At 48.8% G+C, this 20315-nt stretch carries 16 protein-coding genes and 1 riboswitch; of the genes, 15 read left to right on the top strand and 1 reads right to left on the bottom strand.

Annotated elements, in window-relative coordinates:
• Positions 1-25: 25 nt before the first annotated feature.
• From AC4EVX_RS07845 to AC4EVX_RS07805, 9 genes are all read left to right on the top strand, one after another.
• Positions 26-952, top strand: a complete 927-nt coding sequence (locus AC4EVX_RS07845; protein WP_490159937.1) for a M14 family metallopeptidase — start codon at positions 26-28, stop codon at positions 950-952.
• A gap of 484 nt (positions 953-1436) precedes the next feature.
• Positions 1437-2066 (top strand): single-stranded DNA-binding protein, encoded by a 630-nt coding sequence (locus tag AC4EVX_RS07840; RefSeq protein ID WP_177978432.1) that lies wholly within the window; start codon positions 1437-1439, stop codon positions 2064-2066.
• An 87-nt stretch (positions 2067-2153) separates the two neighbouring features.
• Positions 2154-2648: a cob(I)yrinic acid a,c-diamide adenosyltransferase gene (locus AC4EVX_RS07835; RefSeq protein WP_177978433.1), complete on the top strand. Its 495-nt coding sequence runs from the start codon at positions 2154-2156 to the stop codon at positions 2646-2648.
• Between the two features lie 134 nt (positions 2649-2782).
• Positions 2783-2958, top strand: a riboswitch (Lysine riboswitch).
• A gap of 148 nt (positions 2959-3106) precedes the next feature.
• Complete coding sequence (dapA, locus tag AC4EVX_RS07830) at positions 3107-3991, top strand: 4-hydroxy-tetrahydrodipicolinate synthase (RefSeq protein ID WP_177978434.1); 885 nt, start codon at positions 3107-3109, stop codon at positions 3989-3991.
• 60 nt (positions 3992-4051) lie between these two features.
• Complete coding sequence (gene dapB / locus AC4EVX_RS07825) at positions 4052-4819, top strand: 4-hydroxy-tetrahydrodipicolinate reductase (protein ID WP_177978435.1); 768 nt, start codon at positions 4052-4054, stop codon at positions 4817-4819.
• Positions 4820-5066: 247 nt separating this feature from the next.
• Positions 5067-5435: a hypothetical protein gene (locus tag AC4EVX_RS07820; RefSeq protein WP_177978436.1), complete on the top strand. Its 369-nt coding sequence runs from the start codon at positions 5067-5069 to the stop codon at positions 5433-5435.
• Positions 5436-6009: 574 nt separating this feature from the next.
• A complete protein-coding gene (gene purF / locus AC4EVX_RS07815) occupies positions 6010-7449 on the top strand; it encodes an amidophosphoribosyltransferase (RefSeq protein ID WP_177978445.1) in 1440 nt (479 codons plus the stop codon).
• Positions 7450-7676: 227 nt separating this feature from the next.
• Positions 7677-9107, top strand: a complete 1431-nt coding sequence (purB, locus tag AC4EVX_RS07810) for an adenylosuccinate lyase (RefSeq protein WP_177978437.1) — start codon at positions 7677-7679, stop codon at positions 9105-9107.
• 238 nt (positions 9108-9345) lie between these two features.
• Positions 9346-10638 carry an adenylosuccinate synthase gene (locus tag AC4EVX_RS07805; protein ID WP_177978438.1) on the top strand — a complete coding sequence of 431 codons (1293 nt, stop codon included), beginning with the start codon at positions 9346-9348 and terminating at the stop codon, positions 10636-10638.
• A gap of 141 nt (positions 10639-10779) precedes the next feature.
• On the opposite strand, the gene AC4EVX_RS07800 is transcribed toward AC4EVX_RS07805, so the two are convergent.
• Complete coding sequence (locus AC4EVX_RS07800; protein ID WP_490159936.1) at positions 10780-11877, bottom strand: ribonuclease H-like domain-containing protein; 1098 nt, start codon at positions 11875-11877, stop codon at positions 10780-10782.
• A gap of 213 nt (positions 11878-12090) precedes the next feature.
• Here AC4EVX_RS07800 and ruvA point away from each other — a divergent pair, with 213 nt between their 5' ends.
• From ruvA to AC4EVX_RS07770, 6 genes are all read left to right on the top strand, one after another.
• Complete coding sequence (ruvA, locus tag AC4EVX_RS07795) at positions 12091-12732, top strand: Holliday junction branch migration protein RuvA (protein ID WP_490159935.1); 642 nt, start codon at positions 12091-12093, stop codon at positions 12730-12732.
• Between the two features lie 41 nt (positions 12733-12773).
• Positions 12774-13781, top strand: a complete 1008-nt coding sequence (ruvB, locus tag AC4EVX_RS07790) for a Holliday junction branch migration DNA helicase RuvB (RefSeq protein WP_177978441.1) — start codon at positions 12774-12776, stop codon at positions 13779-13781.
• A gap of 150 nt (positions 13782-13931) precedes the next feature.
• Positions 13932-14465 (top strand): cell division protein ZapA, encoded by a 534-nt coding sequence (locus AC4EVX_RS07785; protein ID WP_490159934.1) that lies wholly within the window; start codon positions 13932-13934, stop codon positions 14463-14465.
• Positions 14466-14584: 119 nt separating this feature from the next.
• A complete protein-coding gene (locus AC4EVX_RS07780; RefSeq protein WP_490159933.1) occupies positions 14585-17398 on the top strand; it encodes a U32 family peptidase in 2814 nt (937 codons plus the stop codon).
• Between the two features lie 83 nt (positions 17399-17481).
• A complete protein-coding gene (locus AC4EVX_RS07775) occupies positions 17482-18801 on the top strand; it encodes an FtsW/RodA/SpoVE family cell cycle protein (RefSeq protein WP_490159932.1) in 1320 nt (439 codons plus the stop codon).
• A complete protein-coding gene (locus AC4EVX_RS07770) occupies positions 18798-20228 on the top strand; it encodes a peptidoglycan D,D-transpeptidase FtsI family protein (RefSeq protein WP_490159931.1) in 1431 nt (476 codons plus the stop codon). Before AC4EVX_RS07775 ends, AC4EVX_RS07770 begins: the two co-directional genes overlap by 4 nt.
• Positions 20229-20315 lie beyond the last annotated feature (87 nt).

Here is a 20315-nt window from a genome sequence, read left to right as displayed (position 1 = left end):
ATATTAAAAAAGGTGAGAGCAGAACATGGGGAAAAAATGGAATGAATGGATCGAGGTCGAAGGTTCAGAGTCACTTCGTCTTCCCATCACAGTCATTGAAGGGAAACGGGATGGGAAGACCATGTTGATCTCTGCGGGCGTTCACGGTGCGGAATACATTGGAATTGAGACAGCACGCACGCTTGCTTCAACACTGGATCCCCAAAAAGTGAAGGGAAAAATTGTGATTCTTCTGATGGCGAATCCAACAGCATCGTATCAGTTTCAGCGTTTCTTTGTCCCGGAAGATGGAAAGAATTTGAACCGGGTATTTCCGGGAAAAGCGGATGGCACACTTTCCGAGCGAATTGCACATGTAATAACAGAAAAATTTCAGGTGGAGGCAGATTATTACATGGATTTGCACGGTGGAGATACCAGTGAGCATGTGATGCCGTTTGTCTATTACAATGGTGCAGCGGGAGAGGAAATAGAGAAAATTTCAAAATGGATGGCAGAGGCGACGAATCTTTCGGTGCGTGCCCGCTCGTTTGCAACGACGGGGGCATACAGCAGTGCCTGCCAGAGAGGACTGCCTTCCGTTCTGATTGAGAGAGGCGGTGGTGGACGATATACAAAAGAAGAAGTGATGGAATATTGTCAGGATGTCAGAAATATTCTTGTCCGGACCGGAATTCTGGAAGGGGAAGAGGAAGTTCACACGGTTTCTCAGAGAGAGATTACAACAGCGACCTATCTTGATGCACCAAAATCGTGTCTCTGGTATCCGAATTTTCAGCCGGGAGAATTTTTTCAGAAGGATGACTGCCTTGGAATCTTGACGGATGTATGGGGCGAGAGTAGGCAGGAAATTCTGGCAGAGTATGATGGAATTGTTCTTTATGAGACAACGATTCTCTGTGTGGGAGAAGGCGACCCCTTAATCGCCTATGGAAAAACAGAGAATGCCTGATCTAAAAAAAGGGCGTGTAAAAAATGATTTTTCAATCAGCGGTTCGCGAAGCATCGCATTTCTCTCCTGTTCGTCGTTGATATAAATCGGAATGAATTACCGTGTCTGAAGTCTCCGTTGCCTATGCCATCAGGCGTGGTTTCCGAAAGACTACGATAAGTGGCTTATGGCTATTCACAAAGCCCTATCCCAGTGGGATTACTTTTAAGCGACAGTTTGACGAAAAGCGCATTCTTTTCGTCGCTGTCGCTTTTCTTTTGAAGTCAATTGCACAGATTCGATGAGATTCTTTTGAATGTTAAGGAAGGGGAAAAATCTGGCGAAGTGCGAGAGAAAATGTGATAAAATGGAGAAAAACGAGAAGAAGTGCCGGAGTTTGTCGGGATAAGGCGAACGCTTCTTTTCATAAGCAGGAATTTCTGGTCATATAGATATTACCAGCGAAAAGCAAAAAATGTTTATGAAAAAAGGAGAGAGAAGTACCATGGCAGACAAAATGATTGAGAACAACAAAGTGAGTGTGATCGGAGAGATTGTATCCGGATTTACCTTCAGCCACGAGGTGTTTGGCGAGGGCTTCTATGTGGTTGAGGTTGCAGTAAGCCGTCTGAGCGAGCAGGCAGACATCATCCCGTTAATGATTTCTGAGCGCCTGATCAATGTGAAGGAAGATTATCAGGGCTGTACGGTGGAGGCGATCGGACAGTTCCGCTCGTATAACCGCCATGAAGGCGTGAAGAACCGTCTGGTGCTCTCTGTATTTGTCCGTGAGATTCATTTTATGGAAAAATTCACGGATTATACAAAAACGAATCAGATCTTCCTTGACGGGTACATATGCAAGAATCCGATTTACCGCAAAACTCCTCTCGGAAGAGAGATTGCAGATCTTCTTCTGGCGGTGAATCGTCCGTATGGAAAGTCGGATTACATTCCGTGTATCGCGTGGGGACGAAATGCGAGATTTGCCTCCACATTTGATGTTGGAACGAGAGTGCGGGTCTGGGGGCGTGTGCAGAGCCGTGAGTACACGAAGAAACTCAGCGAGACCCAGTGTGAAAAGCGGGTTGCCTATGAGGTGTCGATCAGCAAGCTCGAGTGTGCACAGGAATGAGTTTTTTAAACGATAATTTTATAACTTGCAAAACAAATCAGAATGTGATACGATAACCGCGCGATAAAACCATTGAGGTGCATGAAGATGAGTACAGGAAAAGTAGAGATGATCTGTGGCGGTACCTGTTCCGGCAAGACAGCGCTGGCACTCGGAAGAGCGCTTCAGGCTGCCGCAAGAAAAAAGAATGTGATTATCATTGAGTTTTTAAAGGGCAGTCAGAAGTTTGACAACACGGAGATTCTGGAGCGTCTGGAGCCGGAAATCAAGATTTTCCGCTTCGAGAAATCGGACTGCTATTTTGAACATCTGAGTGAGGAGGAGAAGCGTGAGGAGCGCGTCAACATCCGAAACGGTCTGAACTATGCAAAGAAAGTTCTGACGACGGGCGAATGTGACCTTCTTGTTCTCGATGAGGTGCTTGGAACGCTCGATCAGGGAATTATCGAGCGCGAGGAACTCAAGGCAATTTTAGAGTGTCGGGATGAAGCCGGTGTGATTCTGACCGGACAGGTGCTTCCAGAGCATCCGGAGGAGCTGGCGGACCGGGTCGAACATGTGAATGTGAGTGTGTTTGGTTAATGTTCAGAGGCAGGCACTTTTGGAACCGAAAGTGCCGTAAAATAACGTGGTGGTGGCAGATTTTGCCGATGCTTTGAAGATCCGGGATTGACAATTGATTCATATAATGATAGTATAACAACATAACAAGAAAACAAAAAAGTAGAGGTTGCGCGAAGCATGAGTACAGTACCAGATGCGTCAGGCCGCAGGGGAAGGCGCTGGAAAGGGTGGGCGCCGAAGGCAGGGGACGAGCCAAACGTCGTTTGTCTGGTCATCTGGTGAAGAATCATATGACTGTCATCCGAGGGGATGGAGCGCTACTTAAAGAGAAGAGCAAAGGCTGGGAACTTTAAGGGCGATGATCCGTCGCCACAGAGTTCACAGCCTTTATTGTTTTGCATATCTATATTCATCATACATCATATTTATATTTATTTTATTATTTTTATTTGATGTAAAATTCAGGAGGAGAAGTTATGGCTATTTTTGAAGGAGCAGGAGTTGCACTCGTTACCCCGTTTACAGAGTCTGGAGAGGTAAATTACCCGAAGTTAAAAGAGATCGTTGAAGAACAGATCGCAGGTGGAACTGACGCGATCATCGCATGTGGAACGACTGGTGAGTCTGCTACGATGAGCCATGAGGAGCATCTTGATGTGATCCGCTATGTGTGCGAGGTTGTTAACCATCGTATTCCGGTTATTGCAGGAACCGGTTCTAACTCCACGAAGGAGGCAATCCATCTGTCTCAGGGCGCAGAGAAGGCAGGAGCAGATGGTCTTCTTCTTGTAACCCCGTACTACAACAAGGCCACCCAGAATGGTCTGATTGCTCACTACACCGCAATCGCAAATTCCGTAAGCCTGCCGATCCTTCTGTACCATGTTCCGAGCCGTACCGGTATGACGATGAAGCCGGAGACGATTGTGAAGCTGTGTAAGGATGTTCCGAATATCGTGGGCGTAAAAGAGGCAAGTGCAAACTTCTCCGCAATCGCAGAGATCATGCAGTTGGCAGATGGCTGTGTAGACCTGTACTCCGGAAATGACGACCAGATCGTTCCGCTTCTGTCTCTCGGCGGTAAGGGTGTAATCTCTGTTCTCTCCAATGTTGCTCCGCGCCAGACTCATGACATCTGCGCATCCTTCTTTGAAGGCGATGTGAAGAAGAGCTGTGAGATGCAGTTAAAGGCAATCCCGGTGATCAACGCCCTCTTCTGTGAGGTAAACCCGATTCCGGTTAAGGCAGCGATGAACATGATGGGCAAGGAAGTTGGACCGCTTCGCCTTCCGCTGACTGAGATGGAACCGCAGAACAAGGAGCGTTTAAAGAAGGCAATGGAAGAGTACGGAATTCTGTAATTCGATCAGGAAAAGGAAGACAGATAAATTTCGGAAAAAGATAAAGAGGAATTGACAGATATGGTAAGAATGATTATGCACGGATGCGGTGGTGCAATGGGACGCACGATCGCAGGACTTGTGGAAAAGACAGAGGGCATTGAGCTTGTCGCTGGAATCGATCTTCACGCTTCCGGTCAGGAGACTTTTCCGGTATTTGCATCCCTGAGTGAGTGCGATGTTCCGGCAGATGTTGTTGTTGATTTCAGCTCTGCAAAGGCAGTTGACACGCTGATGGATGTCTGCGCAGAGAAGAAGCTCCCGCTTGTGCTCTGCACGACAGGACTTTCCGAGGAGCAGATTGCTCATGTGAGTGAGACCGCTAAGCAGACCGCAGTACTTCGCTCTGCAAACATGTCTCTCGGAATCAACACCCTGATGAAACTGTTAAAGGATGCTGCAAAGGTACTTGCAGGAGCAGGATTTGATGTGGAGATCGTTGAGAAGCACCACAATCAGAAGCTGGACGCTCCGAGCGGAACGGCTCTCGCACTTGCAGATTCGATCAATGACGCAATGAACGATGTTTATCATTACAAGTATGACCGCTCGAAAGAGCGCGCAAAGCGTGATCCGAAGGAGATCGGAATCTCTGCCGTTCGCGGTGGATCGATCGTCGGAGAGCACGATGTGATCTTTGCGGGAACGGATGAGGTTGTAACCTTCTCTCATACCGCATACTCCAAGGCAATTTTTGCAAAGGGAGCAATTGAGGCAGCGATCTTCCTTGCCACTCAGAAGCCGGGACTGTACACGATGGCGGATGTGATCGAGGCATCTTCCAACTAGTTAAGTCTGACGAAACATTTGTCATTTGTTTTGCGGAGATTTTTGCGGGAATTTCACGCTAGGTTTTAGGTTTGCGTTGAAATTGACAGGAAAATTATGGAAAAAAAGGCAGTCGAATCCTGAGAAAATCTGAGATAATCCGAAGCCTTCTTTCACATACTAAGAAAGCATAAAAAGCTCCTGTTTGCGTAATGCGTGAACAGGAACATGAAGAGTAGATGCGGTGAAAGGTGAAAGGAGAACAGATATGAAGAGAATCAGGGTTTTTGGCTGTCTTTTTGTCGTCATTCTGGCAGTAGGAATGCTCTCAGGCTGTACAAGAAATCGGAACAACACGCAGAATACGCAGATGAGCACGCAGGCACAGACAGGTGCGTCTGCTGGAAATGGAATGACGGAAATGGAGTCTGATACCTCGGCAGAGCGCGATACCTCGGCGGTTCCGGGAATGGAATCCGGCAGTGAATCGGGTGCATCCGAGGAGAGCACCATGCTTCCGTCCGATTCCGGGATGAGCGAGAACACAGGAGAGGAAAGCACGGGCGTGATCGGTGGACTTGCCGATGATTTGAAGCGTGCTGTGACAAATTCCGCCGATGAGGTGACCGGGCGATAACCCGGCTGACCAAAATCATACATCAGGTCGATTTTTGCATGAACTTGATAACTGGACTTGAATGGAAATTGCTCGAGAGTGACCAGAAAAGATCAGGGCTACGTGTGTTGGTAGCCCTTTTTGTTTGAGAAGAAGGAACTGCGACAGGAAATCGTTATAGTTTGCAGGGCGCGTGAACAGCAACACGAGAACGATGCCGGATTCTCATGCAGTAACGATTGACAGTTTTCGACAAACCGATTAAGATAAAAATGAATCAGACAACAGATACAAACAAGCAATAACCGCTCATTACAGTTCGTTGCACAAACTGTAATGGATTTTGCCGATGCTTCGCATTACAAATCGGCAAAATCTGTACCCGCTACTGTACTATACGGAATTTTCAGTTCAGAAAATTCCTACCCGTGTACAAGACGCAATAACCGCTCATTAATTAATCTAATAAAAGATGCTCTTGCAATTCCTTATATGCTGTATTATAATTTCTACTGAACTAACAGCTATTTATTTGTTTTGCTTATAAGTCAACAGAGAAACTGATACCATGGAGAGAGAGGAACGAGAAAAGCCGATGAAGGACGAGAGACAGATGCTGCATTCCGATGAAGTACATGAGGAGTGTGGTGTTTTTGGAATGTATGATTTTGACGGCAATGATGTGGCATCCGAAATTTACTATGGATTATTTGCACTGCAACATCGCGGACAGGAGAGCTGCGGAATCGCAGTCAGTGATACGGAAGGACCGAAGGGAAAGGTAAATGCCTACAAGGGAATGGGTCTTTGCAATGAGGTGTTTACACATGAGGTGTTAGAGGGACTTCACGGAAACATTGGCGTGGGTCATGTGCGTTATTCCACTGCGGGCAGTAGCACGCGTGAGAATGCCCAGCCACTTGTTCTGAATTATGTAAAGGGTACCCTGGCACTCGCACACAACGGAAATCTGGTCAATGCCCCGCAGTTGCGCCGGGAACTGGAGTACACGGGAGCAATCTTCCAGACGACGATCGATTCTGAGGTCATTGCATATCACATCGCACGCGAGCGTGTGATGACTCCGACCGTAGAGGCAGCGGTTGCAAATGCGATGAAGAAGATTATCGGTGCGTATTCCCTGGTTATCATGAGCCCGAGAAAGCTGATCGGAGCGAGAGATCCGTATGGATTCAAACCGCTGTGCATCGGCAAGAAGGAAAATGCCTACATACTGGTATCAGAAAGCTGTGCCCTCTCCACGATCGATGCAGAGTTTGTGCGCGATGTGGAGCCGGGAGAGATCGTGACGATCACAAAAGACGGAATTGTTTCCGACAAGAGCATGTGTCTGCCGAAGGAAAAGCAGGCGAGATGCGTGTTTGAGTACATTTATTTTGCAAGACCGGACAGTGTCTTCGACGGAGTGAGTGTCTACGGTTCCCGTATCTATGCAGGTCGCTGTCTGGCGAAGGATTCTCCGGTCGATGCAGACCTCGTAGTCGGCGTTCCGGAGTCCGGAAATGCCGCTGCCCTCGGATACTCGATGGAGTCTGGAATTCCATATGGAACGGCATTTGTGAAGAATTCCTATGTCGGACGTACCTTCATCAAGCCGAAGCAGAGCAGTCGTGTGTCAGCGGTAAAGGTTAAGCTGAATGTCTTAAAGGAAGCCGTTGCAGGAAAGAGAGTCATCATGATTGACGACTCGATCGTCCGCGGAACAACGAGCCACCTGATTGTAAAGATGCTCCGCGATGCCGGTGCAAAGGAAGTGCATGTGAAGGTCAGCGCACCGCCGTTCCTCTATCCGTGCTACTTTGGAACCGATATCCCGTCATCCGATCAGCTGATTGCGAGTGGACGAACGATTGAACAGATCCGCCAGATCATCGGTGCAGATTCCTTAGCTTACTTGAACATTGAGCGCCTTAAAGAACTCTCTGAGGGACTTCCGATCTGTACGGCATGCTTCACGGGCAAGTACCCGGTAGATCCGCCGACTGAGGATATCCGCGGTGAGTACACCAAATAAGCGCAATAAGTGAGCGTATGAAGTAAGTGTATGAAGTAAGCGCAGTGCTAAGTAAGGGCACGAAGGCAAGAGTACGAAATTAAGAGCAGATAAAGTTAAAGTTGTCTGATGCGAGTGCAAAAATCGCAAAAGAAAGAAACGAAACGATAAGAGCGTTAAGACAGAACGTTAAGACATTTACGAGATTTTAGACACGAATTATTATGAAAATACAGGAGGTTCTTTTGATGAACGACCGATATCAGAGCCCGTTATCAGAGAGATATGCAAGCAGAGAGATGCAGTACATCTTCTCCCCGGACAAAAAATTTAAGACATGGAGAAAGTTGTGGATTGCGCTGGCAGAGACCGAGAAGGAGCTTGGTCTTCCGATCACCCAGGAGCAGATCGATGAACTGAAAGAGCATGCAGAGGAGATCAACTACGAGGTGGCAAAGGAGCGCGAGAAACTTGTGCGCCACGATGTCATGTCTCATGTGTACGCATACGGACAGCAGTGCCCGAAGGCGAAGGGAATCATCCATTTAGGTGCAACTTCCTGTTACGTAGGCGACAATACTGACCTCATCATCATGACCGAGGGTCTTCGCCTTGTCCGCAAGAAACTGATCAACGTGATGGCAGAGCTTGCAAAGTTTGCAGATCATTACAAGAACCAGCCGACGCTTGCATTCACTCACTTCCAGCCGGCACAGCCGACGACCGTGGGCAAGCGTGCAACCCTGTGGCTCCATGATTTATATCTGGATCTCGAGGATCTCGAGTACGTTCTCGGTTCGATGAAACTGCTCGGCTCAAAGGGAACGACGGGAACTCAGGCGAGCTTCTTAGAGCTGTTTGAGGGCGACCATGAGAAATGCCGGAAGGCAGATCAGATGATCGCAGAGAAGATGGGATTTGCAGGATGCTATCCGGTATCCGGTCAGACCTACTCCAGAAAGATCGACACCCGTGTGCTGAACATCCTGGCAGGAATCGCACAGAGCGCACACAAGTTCTCAAACGATATTCGTCTGCTTCAGCACCTCAAGGAGGTTGAGGAGCCGTTTGAGAAGAATCAGATCGGTTCTTCTGCAATGGCATACAAGCGCAATCCGATGAGAAGTGAGAGAATCGCTTCCCTGTCCAACTATGTGATGAGCGATGTGATGAACCCGATGCTTGTTTCCTCTACCCAGTGGTTTGAGCGTACCCTCGATGACTCCGCAAACAAGCGTTTAAGTATTCCGGAGGGCTTCCTCGCAATCGACGGAATCCTTGATCTGTACTTAAACGTTGTCGACGGACTTGTGGTATATCCGAAGGTTATCGAGAAGCACATGATGGCAGAGCTTCCGTTCATGGCAACCGAAAATATCATGATGGATGCCGTAAAGGCAGGCGGAGACCGTCAGGAGCTTCATGAGCGCATTCGTCAGCTGTCTATGGAGGCTGGAAAGAACGTGAAGGAGAAGGGGCTTGACAACAACCTGCTTGAGCTGATTGCTCAGGACCCGACATTTGGAATGAGCCTTGAATCTCTGAAGGCATGCATGGAGCCATCTCGCTATGTAGGTCGTGCACCACAGCAGGTAGATGAGTTTCTTGCAGAAGTTATTCAGCCGATTCTCGATGAGAATAAGGAAGTACTCGGCATGACCGCAGAGATCAACGTTTAAATTCCAGGTTTAAGTCTACGAAGTCTAATTGGAGATGTGACGGGAGAAGTCTATCTAAAATTAATTAATAGCTATAAGATACGCTAATAACTAAAGGCAGGCAGATTAGAAAATCTGCCCGCCTTTTTGTGCTTTTTATATTGATTTTGCTCTGATTATCCGATATACTGTTAATGCTTGAAAAAATCAGGGCAAAACTAAAACTTTGTTTTATGGATAAAGACGAAGGAGATTGATTATGTCAAAGGTAGATGTCGTTATTGGTTGTTTTTATGGTGATGAGGGAAAAGGTAAGGTCATCGATTATCTTGCAGAGCATGCAGATATTGCAGTTCGTGCTACTGGCGGAGATAATGCCGGTCATACGATTGAGGCAGACGGAGTGAAGTATGCGATGCGTCTGACTCCGTCCGGAATTCTTTCCGGTCACACGATTGCTGTGCTTGGAAACGGAATGGTTCTGAATCCGCAGGTTCTGCTCGAGGAAATCGCAAACCTGAAAGCTCATGGCTTTGATGTGGATCATCATCTGAAAATCAGCGAGAAAGTACAGATCATTTTCCCGTATCACAGAATGCTGGATCGTGCACTTGAGAAGGCAAGAGGCGGTAGCAAGATCGGAACAACCGGAAAGGGAATCGGACCGGCTTACTGCGATAAGTACGAGCGCAGTGGAATCCGTATGGAGGATCTTTACGAGGCAAATTTCAAGGAGAAGCTCCAGCATGCCGTAGAGGCTAAGAAGGCACTCTTAAAGTTCTATGATCCGGAAGATACCACGATCGACGAGGCACTTGACTTTGAGAAGATCTATGCAGAATATAGCAATTATGCAGAGCAGTTAAAGCCGTATATGTGTGATACGGTAACCTATCTGCACAAGGCACTTGAGGAGGACAAGAACGTGATCGTGGAGGGTGCTCAGGCAACTCTTCTTGACATCGACTTTGGTTCCTACCCGTATGTAACCTCCTCCAACCCGACTGTTGGCGGTATGGTAACCGGAAGCGGACTGAGCGCAGGTGATATCGGCAATGTATACGGTGTTATCAAGGCTTACTCCAGCCGTGTCGGCGAGGGTCCGTATGTCACCGAGCTTCTCGATGAGACCGGAGACAAGATCCGTGAGCTGGGTCATGAGTACGGCACTGTTACCCATCGTCCGAGACGTTGCGGATGGCTGGATCTCGTAACCTTAAAGTATGCAAAGCGTCTGAATGGTCTGACCGCTCTTTGCGTGAACCATCTCGATACGATCGGAAAGTTTGACAAGATCAAGGTTTGCGTTGCTTACGACTGCAATGGAACCGTTACCGAAGATTTCACCACGAACCTGACGGTTCTCAACAGCGCAAAGCCGGTTTACAAGGAGTTCGAGGGCAACTTCGGAGATATTTCCGGATGCAAGACCTACGAGGAACTGCCGGAGAACGCAAAGGCATACATTAGCTTTATCGAGGAGTATATCGGTGTTCCGGTAAAATTCATCGGAACCGGCGCAGGCAGAGATGCGATGATCGTGCGCGAATAAAGAAAAGCGTGTAAAAACGCGGATAAAAAAGCAGATAGAAACAAAAAGAGGCAGGTCGGAAACCGTTTGCTCCGAAACATTTCTTTGAGTGGAGATGTTCGGAGAGGGTGTTCCGACCTGTCTGTCGTTTGAGTTTGTCTCTCACCGAATCCCGAGATGGTGCAGGATCTGGTTTAAATAGGACGAAAATGCATGGGGATCGGAGAGCTGAACATCGGAGAGAGTCGCATAGGAGAGTTTATCCTTTGGTTCTTTTTTAAATGCAGGCTCCCAGAGAACTTCAAATTGAGGGACGAAGCAGTCTTTCTGAGCGGTGTAGCAGGTGCGTGCCGTAGCCTTTGCGCGGGCGGAAGAGCCGGCAAGTGAGAGAAGACTCTTGTGAAGTGCGGTGTCCTGTTCCGGAAGAAAATAGTAGTCCCGGTAATTGGCATAGAAATGTTTCAGCGTTCCCTCGTAGAGATCGATTGTCAGTGTCAGTTCGTTTCCCTCAAGGTCACAGGCGACGGGATCAATAATGTACTCGATGGGTACGGGAATGGTGCAGTCGCCCTTGCATACGAGGCGGAGCAGATGACGGCGGGTCCCATAAAAGTCAGTTTCCGCGAGAACCTGCTGGGATGAAAGTGTCAGATTCTGGGCAAAGAAATCCGGATAATTCAGGATCGGAAGAATCGCCGGCATTCCCTTTAAATCATCTTCATTGTGAAGGATCAGATCATCATAGAGACTCTGCTCATGCGTCATCAGATACTTCTCGTAGACGGAGATGAGTTCTCCGCCGGAATACCGATCTTTTCGTGACACACCGAGAAATTGTTCAATGGATTTCTGCTTCATGCTCTCAAGACTGAGAAGTTTGCGGTAGGGCTTGATCCTGCGGTAAATGTCGACGCTTGTGACCGCTGAGAAATCATACGGAAGATCAAAGTGGCGACAGCGCTTAAGCAGGTACGGGATGTCAAAGCCGTCCCCGTTAAAATGAACAAGAATCCGATAGTTTTTCAGAAACGAAAAAAAGCTGTGGAGCAGTTCTGGCTCTGCTTCCTGCGTGTCGGCAAACCACTGGATTAAATTCCAGCTTCCATCCTGATAATAGGTGCATCCGATCAGATAGAGGTGGGAGCGGTCGCCGGAAAATCCCGTGGTTTCAATGTCAAAGAAGAGCAGATCCTCAAGCGCTCCGATGCGCTCAAGTGGGTAGGTGTCTGGAAGGTCTAAACGTTTCTCGATGGTGATCATGGAAAGTCCTCTTTCAAGTAAATGTAAAGTGTAAATTCTTATAAATATTATAAAAAGGAACTCCGGGAAAGTCAACGCGGAAAGAAGATCCGAACAGGGAACTTATGTTTGCATTTGGGTGGAGGATATGATATACTGCCATTCAGGAACGAGATCAAAAATTTAAAATTTAGAATTTAAAATTCAGAAATTGGAAATTGGAGGAGTTGAAGATTGTTTTCATATATCAGAGGACCACTTGTTGAGATCTGGGGGGATCAGGCGGTTGTGGAAGCCGGTGGAATCGGCTGGAATATTCATGTGCCGGTCTCGGTTCTGGATCAGCTTCCGGGCATCGGGGAGGAGGTACGGCTCTACACGTCTTTTCAGGTCAGAGAGGACGCAATGACGCTGTATGGATTCCTGACGAGACAGGATTTGAAGATGTTTGAACAGCTTCTCGGTGTCAATGGGATCGGGCCAAAGGCAGGGCTTGGGATTTTGTCTGCACTTGTGCCGGATGATCTTCGGATGGCGATCATCTCGGAGGATGTCAAGGCGATCGCGAAGGCACCGGGAATTGGTCCGAAGACCGCAAAGCGCGTGATTCTCGATCTCAAGGACAAGATCTCGATGGATGAGATTCTTTCCGGCGGTGCAGATGCGACCTCATCGGAAACTTCCGGTGGAAAATCGAGTGCGGGCGCAAATTCCGGTGCAGGCATGAGAGGTGTGACAAAGGATGCGGTTGAGGCGCTGACGGCGCTTGGTTACTCGCTGACGGAGGCTTCGCGGGCAGTGCGCAGAGTCGAGATCACGGATGGAATGAGTGTAGAGGCTGTCTTGAAGGCATCCTTGAAATATCTGGCAGGATAATTGGCAGGATGAGGAATAGGAAAAAGGGATAAGAAAGATCAATGGAGAGACGAATTATCACAACGGAAGTGACGGCGGAGGATAAGAAGATAGAGCCGAATCTGAGACCGCAGACGTTGGCGGAGTACATCGGTCAGGAGAAGATCCGCCACAACCTCAAGATTTACATTGATGCGGCAAAGGCGAGAGGGGAATCTCTCGATCATGTGCTGTTTTACGGTCCTCCGGGACTTGGAAAGACGACGCTTTCCGGAATCATTGCGAACGAGATGGGAGTCAACATGAAAGTGACCTCCGGTCCGGCAATCGAGAAGCCCGGAGAGATGGCGGCGATTCTGAATAATCTTCAGGAGGGAGATGTTCTCTTTGTCGATGAGATTCATCGCCTGAATCGTCAGGTCGAGGAGGTGCTCTATCCGGCGATGGAGGATTTTGCGATCGATATTATGCTCGGAAAAGAGGCATCGGCACGCTCGATTCGTCTCGATCTCCCGCATTTTACACTTGTCGGGGCGACGACGCGGGCAGGACTTTTGACGGCTCCGCTCAGAGATCGTTTTGGTGTGGTACAGAAGTTGGAATTCTATACACCGGAAGAATTGAGCGTGATTGTGGAACGGTCTGCGAGTGTTCTCGGCGTGGAGATTGACCCGAAGGGCGCTCAGGAGATTGCACGCCGGTCACGCGGAACGCCACGTCTCGCAAATCGCCTGCTCAAGCGCGTGCGCGATTTCGCTCAGGTGAAGTATGACGGGGTGATCACAAAGGAGGTCGCAGACTTTGCACTCGATATCCTTGATGTGGACAAGATGGGACTCGACAACAACGACCGAAATATTCTGCTTTTGATGATTGAGAAGTTTGGTGGTGGTCCGGTCGGACTTGAGACTCTGGCAGCGGCGATGGGAGAGGATGCCGGAACGCTGGAAGATGTCTATGAGCCGTATCTTTTGATGAATGGATTTATCAACCGAACTCCGCGCGGGCGCGTGGCGACAGAGTTGGCATATCGCCATTTAGATATTCCGAGCAGGGCGCGTGAACCGTAACGAAAGTGAGGCTATCGCACATGTAGAAATGGAATAGCTCTTGTTCCCTGCTTCCAGATATGGTAAACTAGGGTGTGAGAAAGAAAAAAGCTGTCTGTGAAGCCGGAACAGAGAGAAATCATAAGAGAAGAAAAATCAGGAGCGATCACAATGGAGCGAAAAGTACAGAAAGAAAATAAAAATTATGCAGAAGTTTTGATAGATGGCGTTGTCTACACGCTTGGCGGAGTGGAGAATGAGGAGTATTTGAGAAAGGTTGCCTCCTATCTGAACGAGAAGATCGGCAAGGTTAAGCAGTTTGACGGCTTTCTTAGAATGAGCGAAGAGTATCAGATGCTGATGATCGAGTTAAATATTGCAGATGATTATTTCAAGGAGCAGGAGCGGGCAAATGAGCTTGCTGAGCAGAAAAATGATCTCGAGAAGGACACATACAGTCTCAAGCATGAGCTGATCACAACGCAGATGAAGCTCGAGAATGTACGCCGGGAGCTTGAGGATGAGCGCAGAAAATTGCAGGAACTCAAGAAGAAACTTGCAGAGAACGGAAAAGAAGCGTTACTCGCAGAGGTGGTGGATGAAGACGAGCCGGATGAGGCTTTGACGGAAGCGACGAAGGAGACTGCGACGACTGCGCAAAAGACGGAGGCGGCAGCAAAGAAAGCTCAGGAAAAGAAGCATTAAGAGGAGCAGTGAAACGGAAAATTGGATGGGAAGGGGGTGTCTCAGCGCTGGGACATCCTTTCTTTTACTTTTTGTGATGGGAGCTGAGTCTTTTTTGAAATGGAGGAAATTTGAGAGTGATGAAACGACCACAAGTAGAGGTTCTGGCACCTGCCGGCTCGATGGAGAGCATGAAGGCGGGAATCAGCGCTGGAGCAGATGCGATCTATATGGGCGGAAGCCGGTATGGAGCGCGCGCCTATGCGGATAATCCGGAGGAAGATCGTTTTCTTGAGGCGATCGACTATGTGCATCTGCATGGAAAAAAGATTTACATGACCGTCAACACCTTGATGAAGGAAGAGGAGCTTGAGGATCTGACGGATTATCTGAGACCTTACTATGAGAGAGGACTCGATGCCGTTATCGTGCAGGATATCGGTGCAATCCGAAAGATTCGGGAGGTATTTCCGGATCTTCCGGTGCATGCGAGCACACAGATGACGATCACGGGTTATCGCAGTGCGGAGATTTTGCAGGAGATGGGAGCGGAGCGCGTTGTACCGGCGCGAGAGCTCTCTCTGAAAGAGATTGCCAAGATTCATGAGAAGTTGAATCTTGAGATTGAGTGTTTTGTTCACGGAGCACTGTGCTATTGCTATTCTGGTCAGTGCCTGCTCAGCAGTCTGATTGGCGGGCGAAGCGGAAACCGCGGTCGCTGTGCTCAGCCGTGCCGTCTGCCGTATGAGGTCGATGGAGTCGGTGGGAGCGGCAGTACGGGAGCGGGAAACGGCGCTTTATCGGGTGCTTACTCGTTTGGGCGCAAAGGCAGTGCGAGAAGCACGAGAGAAATGAGTGCGTCTTCTGATCGCGGAAATCGAGAGTTCAAACTGCCTTCCGGAAGTTCCGGAAAATCTGGAAAGTCTGGAAATGGAAAATTCGGCAGGAAAAGCGGTTCTTCGTCTGCATTTGGAAAGCAGGGAAATGCAAATGGAAAGAGCAGTGCGAGAGGAAACACAAAAGAAAATGGAAAAGGAAGTATAGGCGGAAGCGCAAAGAGCAAGAATGAGTTTAAAAATGCGCAGAGAAAGTCCGGCGTCAACGAGAAGAGACAGGCGGATGAGTCCTATGTACTCAGCTTAAAGGATCTGTGCACGCTCGATATTCTGCCGGACATTCTCGAAGCAGGTGTCTACTCGCTCAAGATCGAAGGACGAATGAAGAGTCCGAGATATACCGCCGGTGTCGTCCGCATATACCGCAAATATGTCGATCTCTATTTAAGCAAGGGGAGAGCGGGATACCGCGTTGATCCGGAGGATCGCAAACAGCTTCTCGATTTGTTTGACCGTGGAGGTCAGACTGATGGCTATTACCGCCATCATAACGGTCGTGAGATGGTTGTTCTCAAAGAAAAACCGGCATTTCGCGAGGCGAATCAGGCACTCTTTGATGAGATTGACCGCGAGTATGTGAATAAGGTGCTTCAGAGACCGATTCACGGAGTTGTGACGGTTCACGAGGGGGAGCCGTTGCGATTGATGCTTGAGACTGAGGATGGAAGTGCGCGCGTGCGCGCTGAGGGCGCTTTGGTTCAGAGCGCACAGAATCAGCCGTTGACGGAGGAGAAACTCTTAAAGCAGATGAATAAGACAGGCGGAGCAGAATTCTTTTTTGAGGAGCTCGAGGCGCATCTTGAGGGCGAATGTTTTGTGCCGGTTCAGGCACTCAATGAACTGCGCCGTCAGGGCATGGAGAAGCTGAAGGAGGAGATCTTAAAACCGTGGTATCGGGTGTGGAAGGCAGAGCGTGTCTCGTCAGAGCAGAGTGCAATGGATAAGTGTCAGAGTGATGAGAATGCGAAAGAAGAGAAGCGCAACGTTGAAGAGAGCAGTCGTGATGATATGCGTTATGCAGAAAGCGCATGCGGAGATGCAGAGCGTGAGATCAGCGAGGATGAAAAATCCGTAGAGTACGAGAATTACGAGGAAACTCAGCAGGAAGCGATAAAACAGGAGGCTGTAAACCAGAACGCTCTGCAAGTGACAACCGGATGGAGGCGAGAAAAAATAGAGTTTTCCGTGCGGGAGAAAGAGCCTCAAAAGCACAGGGAGGATGGAAGTGCGCGAATTCATATCTCTCTCGAAGATCCGTCTGCATTTCACGATGTGCTTCAGGAGCCGGATGTCGATGCGATTTATTTGGATGCAGTCGGATTTGAACCGGAGACCTGGCTTGACTGTGTCGTCAGCTGTCACATGATGGGAAAATCCTGCTATCTGCTTCTTCCACACATTTTCCAGACGGAGGCTGAGGCATATTTTCGGGCGCACGGGGAAGAACTGAGAGAGGCGAGATTTGATGGAATGGTTCTGCGCTCCCTCGATGAGATCAAGATGCTTGAGGAGCTCGGTGTGACCGATGTCGTGAGAGTCGCAGATCCGAACCTGTATGCGATGAACTCTGTCGCCGGGCGTGAGATGAAGCATCTCGGAATGGATCGTCAGACGTTCCCGCTGGAACTCAATTCGCGCGAGCTTGAATCCCTGTCAAAGAAGACGAAGGCAGATGAAATTGAGTGGGAACTTCAGGTTTATGGCTATCTTCCGGCGATGGTTTCCGCACAGTGCGTGGTCAGAACAACGAAGGGATGCACGCACAAGCCGGAGATCCTTTTTATGACAGATCGAACCGGAAAACGGATTCCGATGAAGAATCACTGTCGATTCTGCTACAATACGATTTACAATCCGAGTCCGCTGTCTCTGCTTGGCATGGAAAAAAGTGTGGAGCGAATTCATCCGGATGTGATTCGTCTTGCCTTTACGATTGAGAAACCGGCGAAGATTTGTGAGATCATTCGAGCATTTGCCGATCATTTCCGCTATGGTCAGGAGGGAGAAGCACCGTTTGATGATTTCACCCGTGGTCATATGAAGCGCGGTGTGGAGTAGCGAGGAGTGAAGAATGAGGTTACTGTTTATCAGTTGCTGTTTGCAACGTGTGAACCGTAACGAAATTAGAGGACTAAAACGATATGACAAATGTGATAATTGAAGTGTCAAAATACGTGCTGATTTTTCTGATGGCAGTTTATACCTACTTAAATTTCAGCTATTTCCGTTTTCATGATGTCTGGGAACAGAACCGGACGTGTGCGCGCCAGAATGTGATGATGTTTTTCATCCATCTGATTGCGTATGCGATTCTGTTTTTAAAATCAGAGGATGAGAGAGTCGTCCTGTTCTATCTGGCACAGCTCGTCTTTTTTACCGCTTATATCGGGCTGTACCGGCTGTTTTATCGCAACATGTCCCGGCTTCTTGTCAACAATATGTGTATGTTGCTCTGTGTCGGCTTTATCATGCTGACGCGCCTCTCATTTGACAAGGCGATCCGCCAGTTTCTGATTGTCGCAGTGTCGGCTCTGATCACCTGGATCATTCCGTTCATCATGGACCGCGTGTGGCAGCTGGCAAAGATTCCGTGGATTTACGGTTTTATCGGGCTTGGACTCCTCGTGGGTGTCTGGATCATCGGAAATAACAGCTTTGGAGCACAGCTCTCCGTCACGATCGGTGGAATCGCATTTCAGCCATCGGAGTTTGTAAAGATCAGCTTTGTGTTCTTTGTCGCGACGATGTTCTATCAGGATACGGACAGGCGAACAATCATTTTAACAACTGCAATGGCGGGAGCTCATGTGCTCGTCCTTGTGCTCTCTAAAGATTTGGGAAGTGCGCTGATTTTCTTTATCACCTATCTGGCAATGCTTTTTGTTGCGACAACGGATGTGCTCTACCTGCTTGGTGGACTTTTAGGAGGATGTGGTGCTTCTGTGCTCGCCTATCATCTGTTCGCCCATGTGAGAACGAGAGTAGAGGCATGGCGAAATCCGTGGGCGGATATTGATAACCGTGGATACCAGATCACCCAGTCGCTGTTTGCGATCGGAACGGGTGGATGGTTTGGAATGGGACTCTATCAGGGAATGCCGTACAAGATTCCGGTTGTTGAGAAGGACTTTATCTTTTCGGCGATCTCGGAGGAGCTTGGCGGAATCTTTGCAATGTGTGTGATTCTGATCTGCATCGGGTGTTTTCTCCAGTTTGTGATGATCTCGGCGAAGATGCAGGCGCTCTTTTATAAACTGATTGCGTTCGGTCTTGCGGTTGTCTATGCGGTTCAGGTCTTTCTGACGATTGGCGGAGTGACGAAATTTATTCCGTCGACGGGCGTGACGCTTCCGTTTGTTAGCTATGGAGGAAGCTCGGTACTCAGCACGTTTATTTTGTTTGGAGTCATTCAGGGACTCTATATCCTGAAAAAAAATGATGAGGAGGATGAGGAAGAGTGAGAAGAAAACAGACACAGCATTTGGATTCCAACAAGAGCATTCTGGGAATTGCCTATGTGTTTGTAGGACTTTTTCTCTGTCTGCTCGTATATTTCGGATATTTTCTTCAGGTTCGCAGTCAGACGGTGATCAACAATTCGTACAATGCGCGTCTCGACAGTTTTGCGGACCGGATTGTGCGCGGAGAGATTTTGAGCAGTGATGGACAGGTGCTTGCGCAGACGACAGTCGCGGATGATGGAAGTGAGAGACGGTCATATCCGTTTGACTCTCTTTTTGCTCATGTTGTCGGATACTCAGATCACGGAAAGACGGGGCTTGAGTCGCTGGCAAATTTCTACCTTTTGAGTTCTCATGTCAATCTTGTGGAGAGAACGGCAAATGAGCTTGCAGGCGATAAAAATATCGGAGACAATGTCGTGACGACCCTCGATGTCGGACTGCAAAAGGTCGCATCGGATGCGCTCGGAGATCACCGTGGCGCAGTCGTCGTTATAGAGCCGTCAACCGGCAAAATTCTTGCGATGGTGTCAAAGCCGGGATTTAATCCGAATACGCTCGCACAGGACTGGGACAGCCTGATCTCGGGCGACAACACAAAGGCACAGCTCTTAAACCGCGCGACGCAGGGTCTTTACCCACCGGGATCGACATTTAAGATTGTGACGATGCTCGCTTACATTCGTCAGCATCCGAACACCTGGCAGGATTTCACGTTCGACTGCGATGGCTCGTACCAGGTTGGGGATTACAAGATTTCCTGCTATCACGGCGAAGCTCATGGTCATCAGGATATCCGTCAGGCATTTGCAAACTCGTGCAACGGCGCTTTTGCGAGCATGGGGCTTGATTTTGAGCTTGGCGGAGTGAGGACGATGGCGAACAGTCTTTTGTTTAACTCGGAGCTTCCGATTTCAATTGCGTACAGCAAGAGTTCGTTTGTACTTGCGGAGGATGCAGGCGACTGGGAACGTCTTCAGACTGCGATCGGTCAGGGTGAGACGCAGATGACTCCGCTTCACAATGCGATGATTACTTCGGCAATCGCAAATGGTGGAATCCTGATGAAGCCATACCTGATTGATCATGTGGAGAGTGCAGTCGGGGAGACTGTGCAGAAATTTCTTCCTGCATCTTATGGGACTTTGATGAATTCGGCGGAGGCGGATACGCTCTCAGCGCTGATGCGTGGAGTTGTTACGGCGGGAACCGGATCGGCTGTGCGAACAGATGCCTATGCTGTGGCGGGAAAGACGGGTTCTGCGGAGTTTGAGACCGGAAAAGAGACACATTCGTGGTTTACGGGATTTGCGCCGGTGGACAATCCGCAGATCGTGGTTACTGTTCTGGTTGAGGAGAGCGGATCAGGCGGAAAAGTTGCCGCTCCGATTGCGAGAAAGATCTTTGATGAGTGGTTCTCGAGGTAAAGTTTGTAGGTAGGCACTTTTGGAACCGAAAGTGCCGTAAGATAAGGTGGTGGAAGCAGATTTTGCCGATTTAGGATACGAAGCATC

It is taken from the genome of Brotaphodocola sp. (assembly GCF_983179755.1).
The sequence above is the reverse complement of the archived record's forward strand: the minus strand, read 5'-3'. Positions and strand labels throughout refer to the sequence as shown.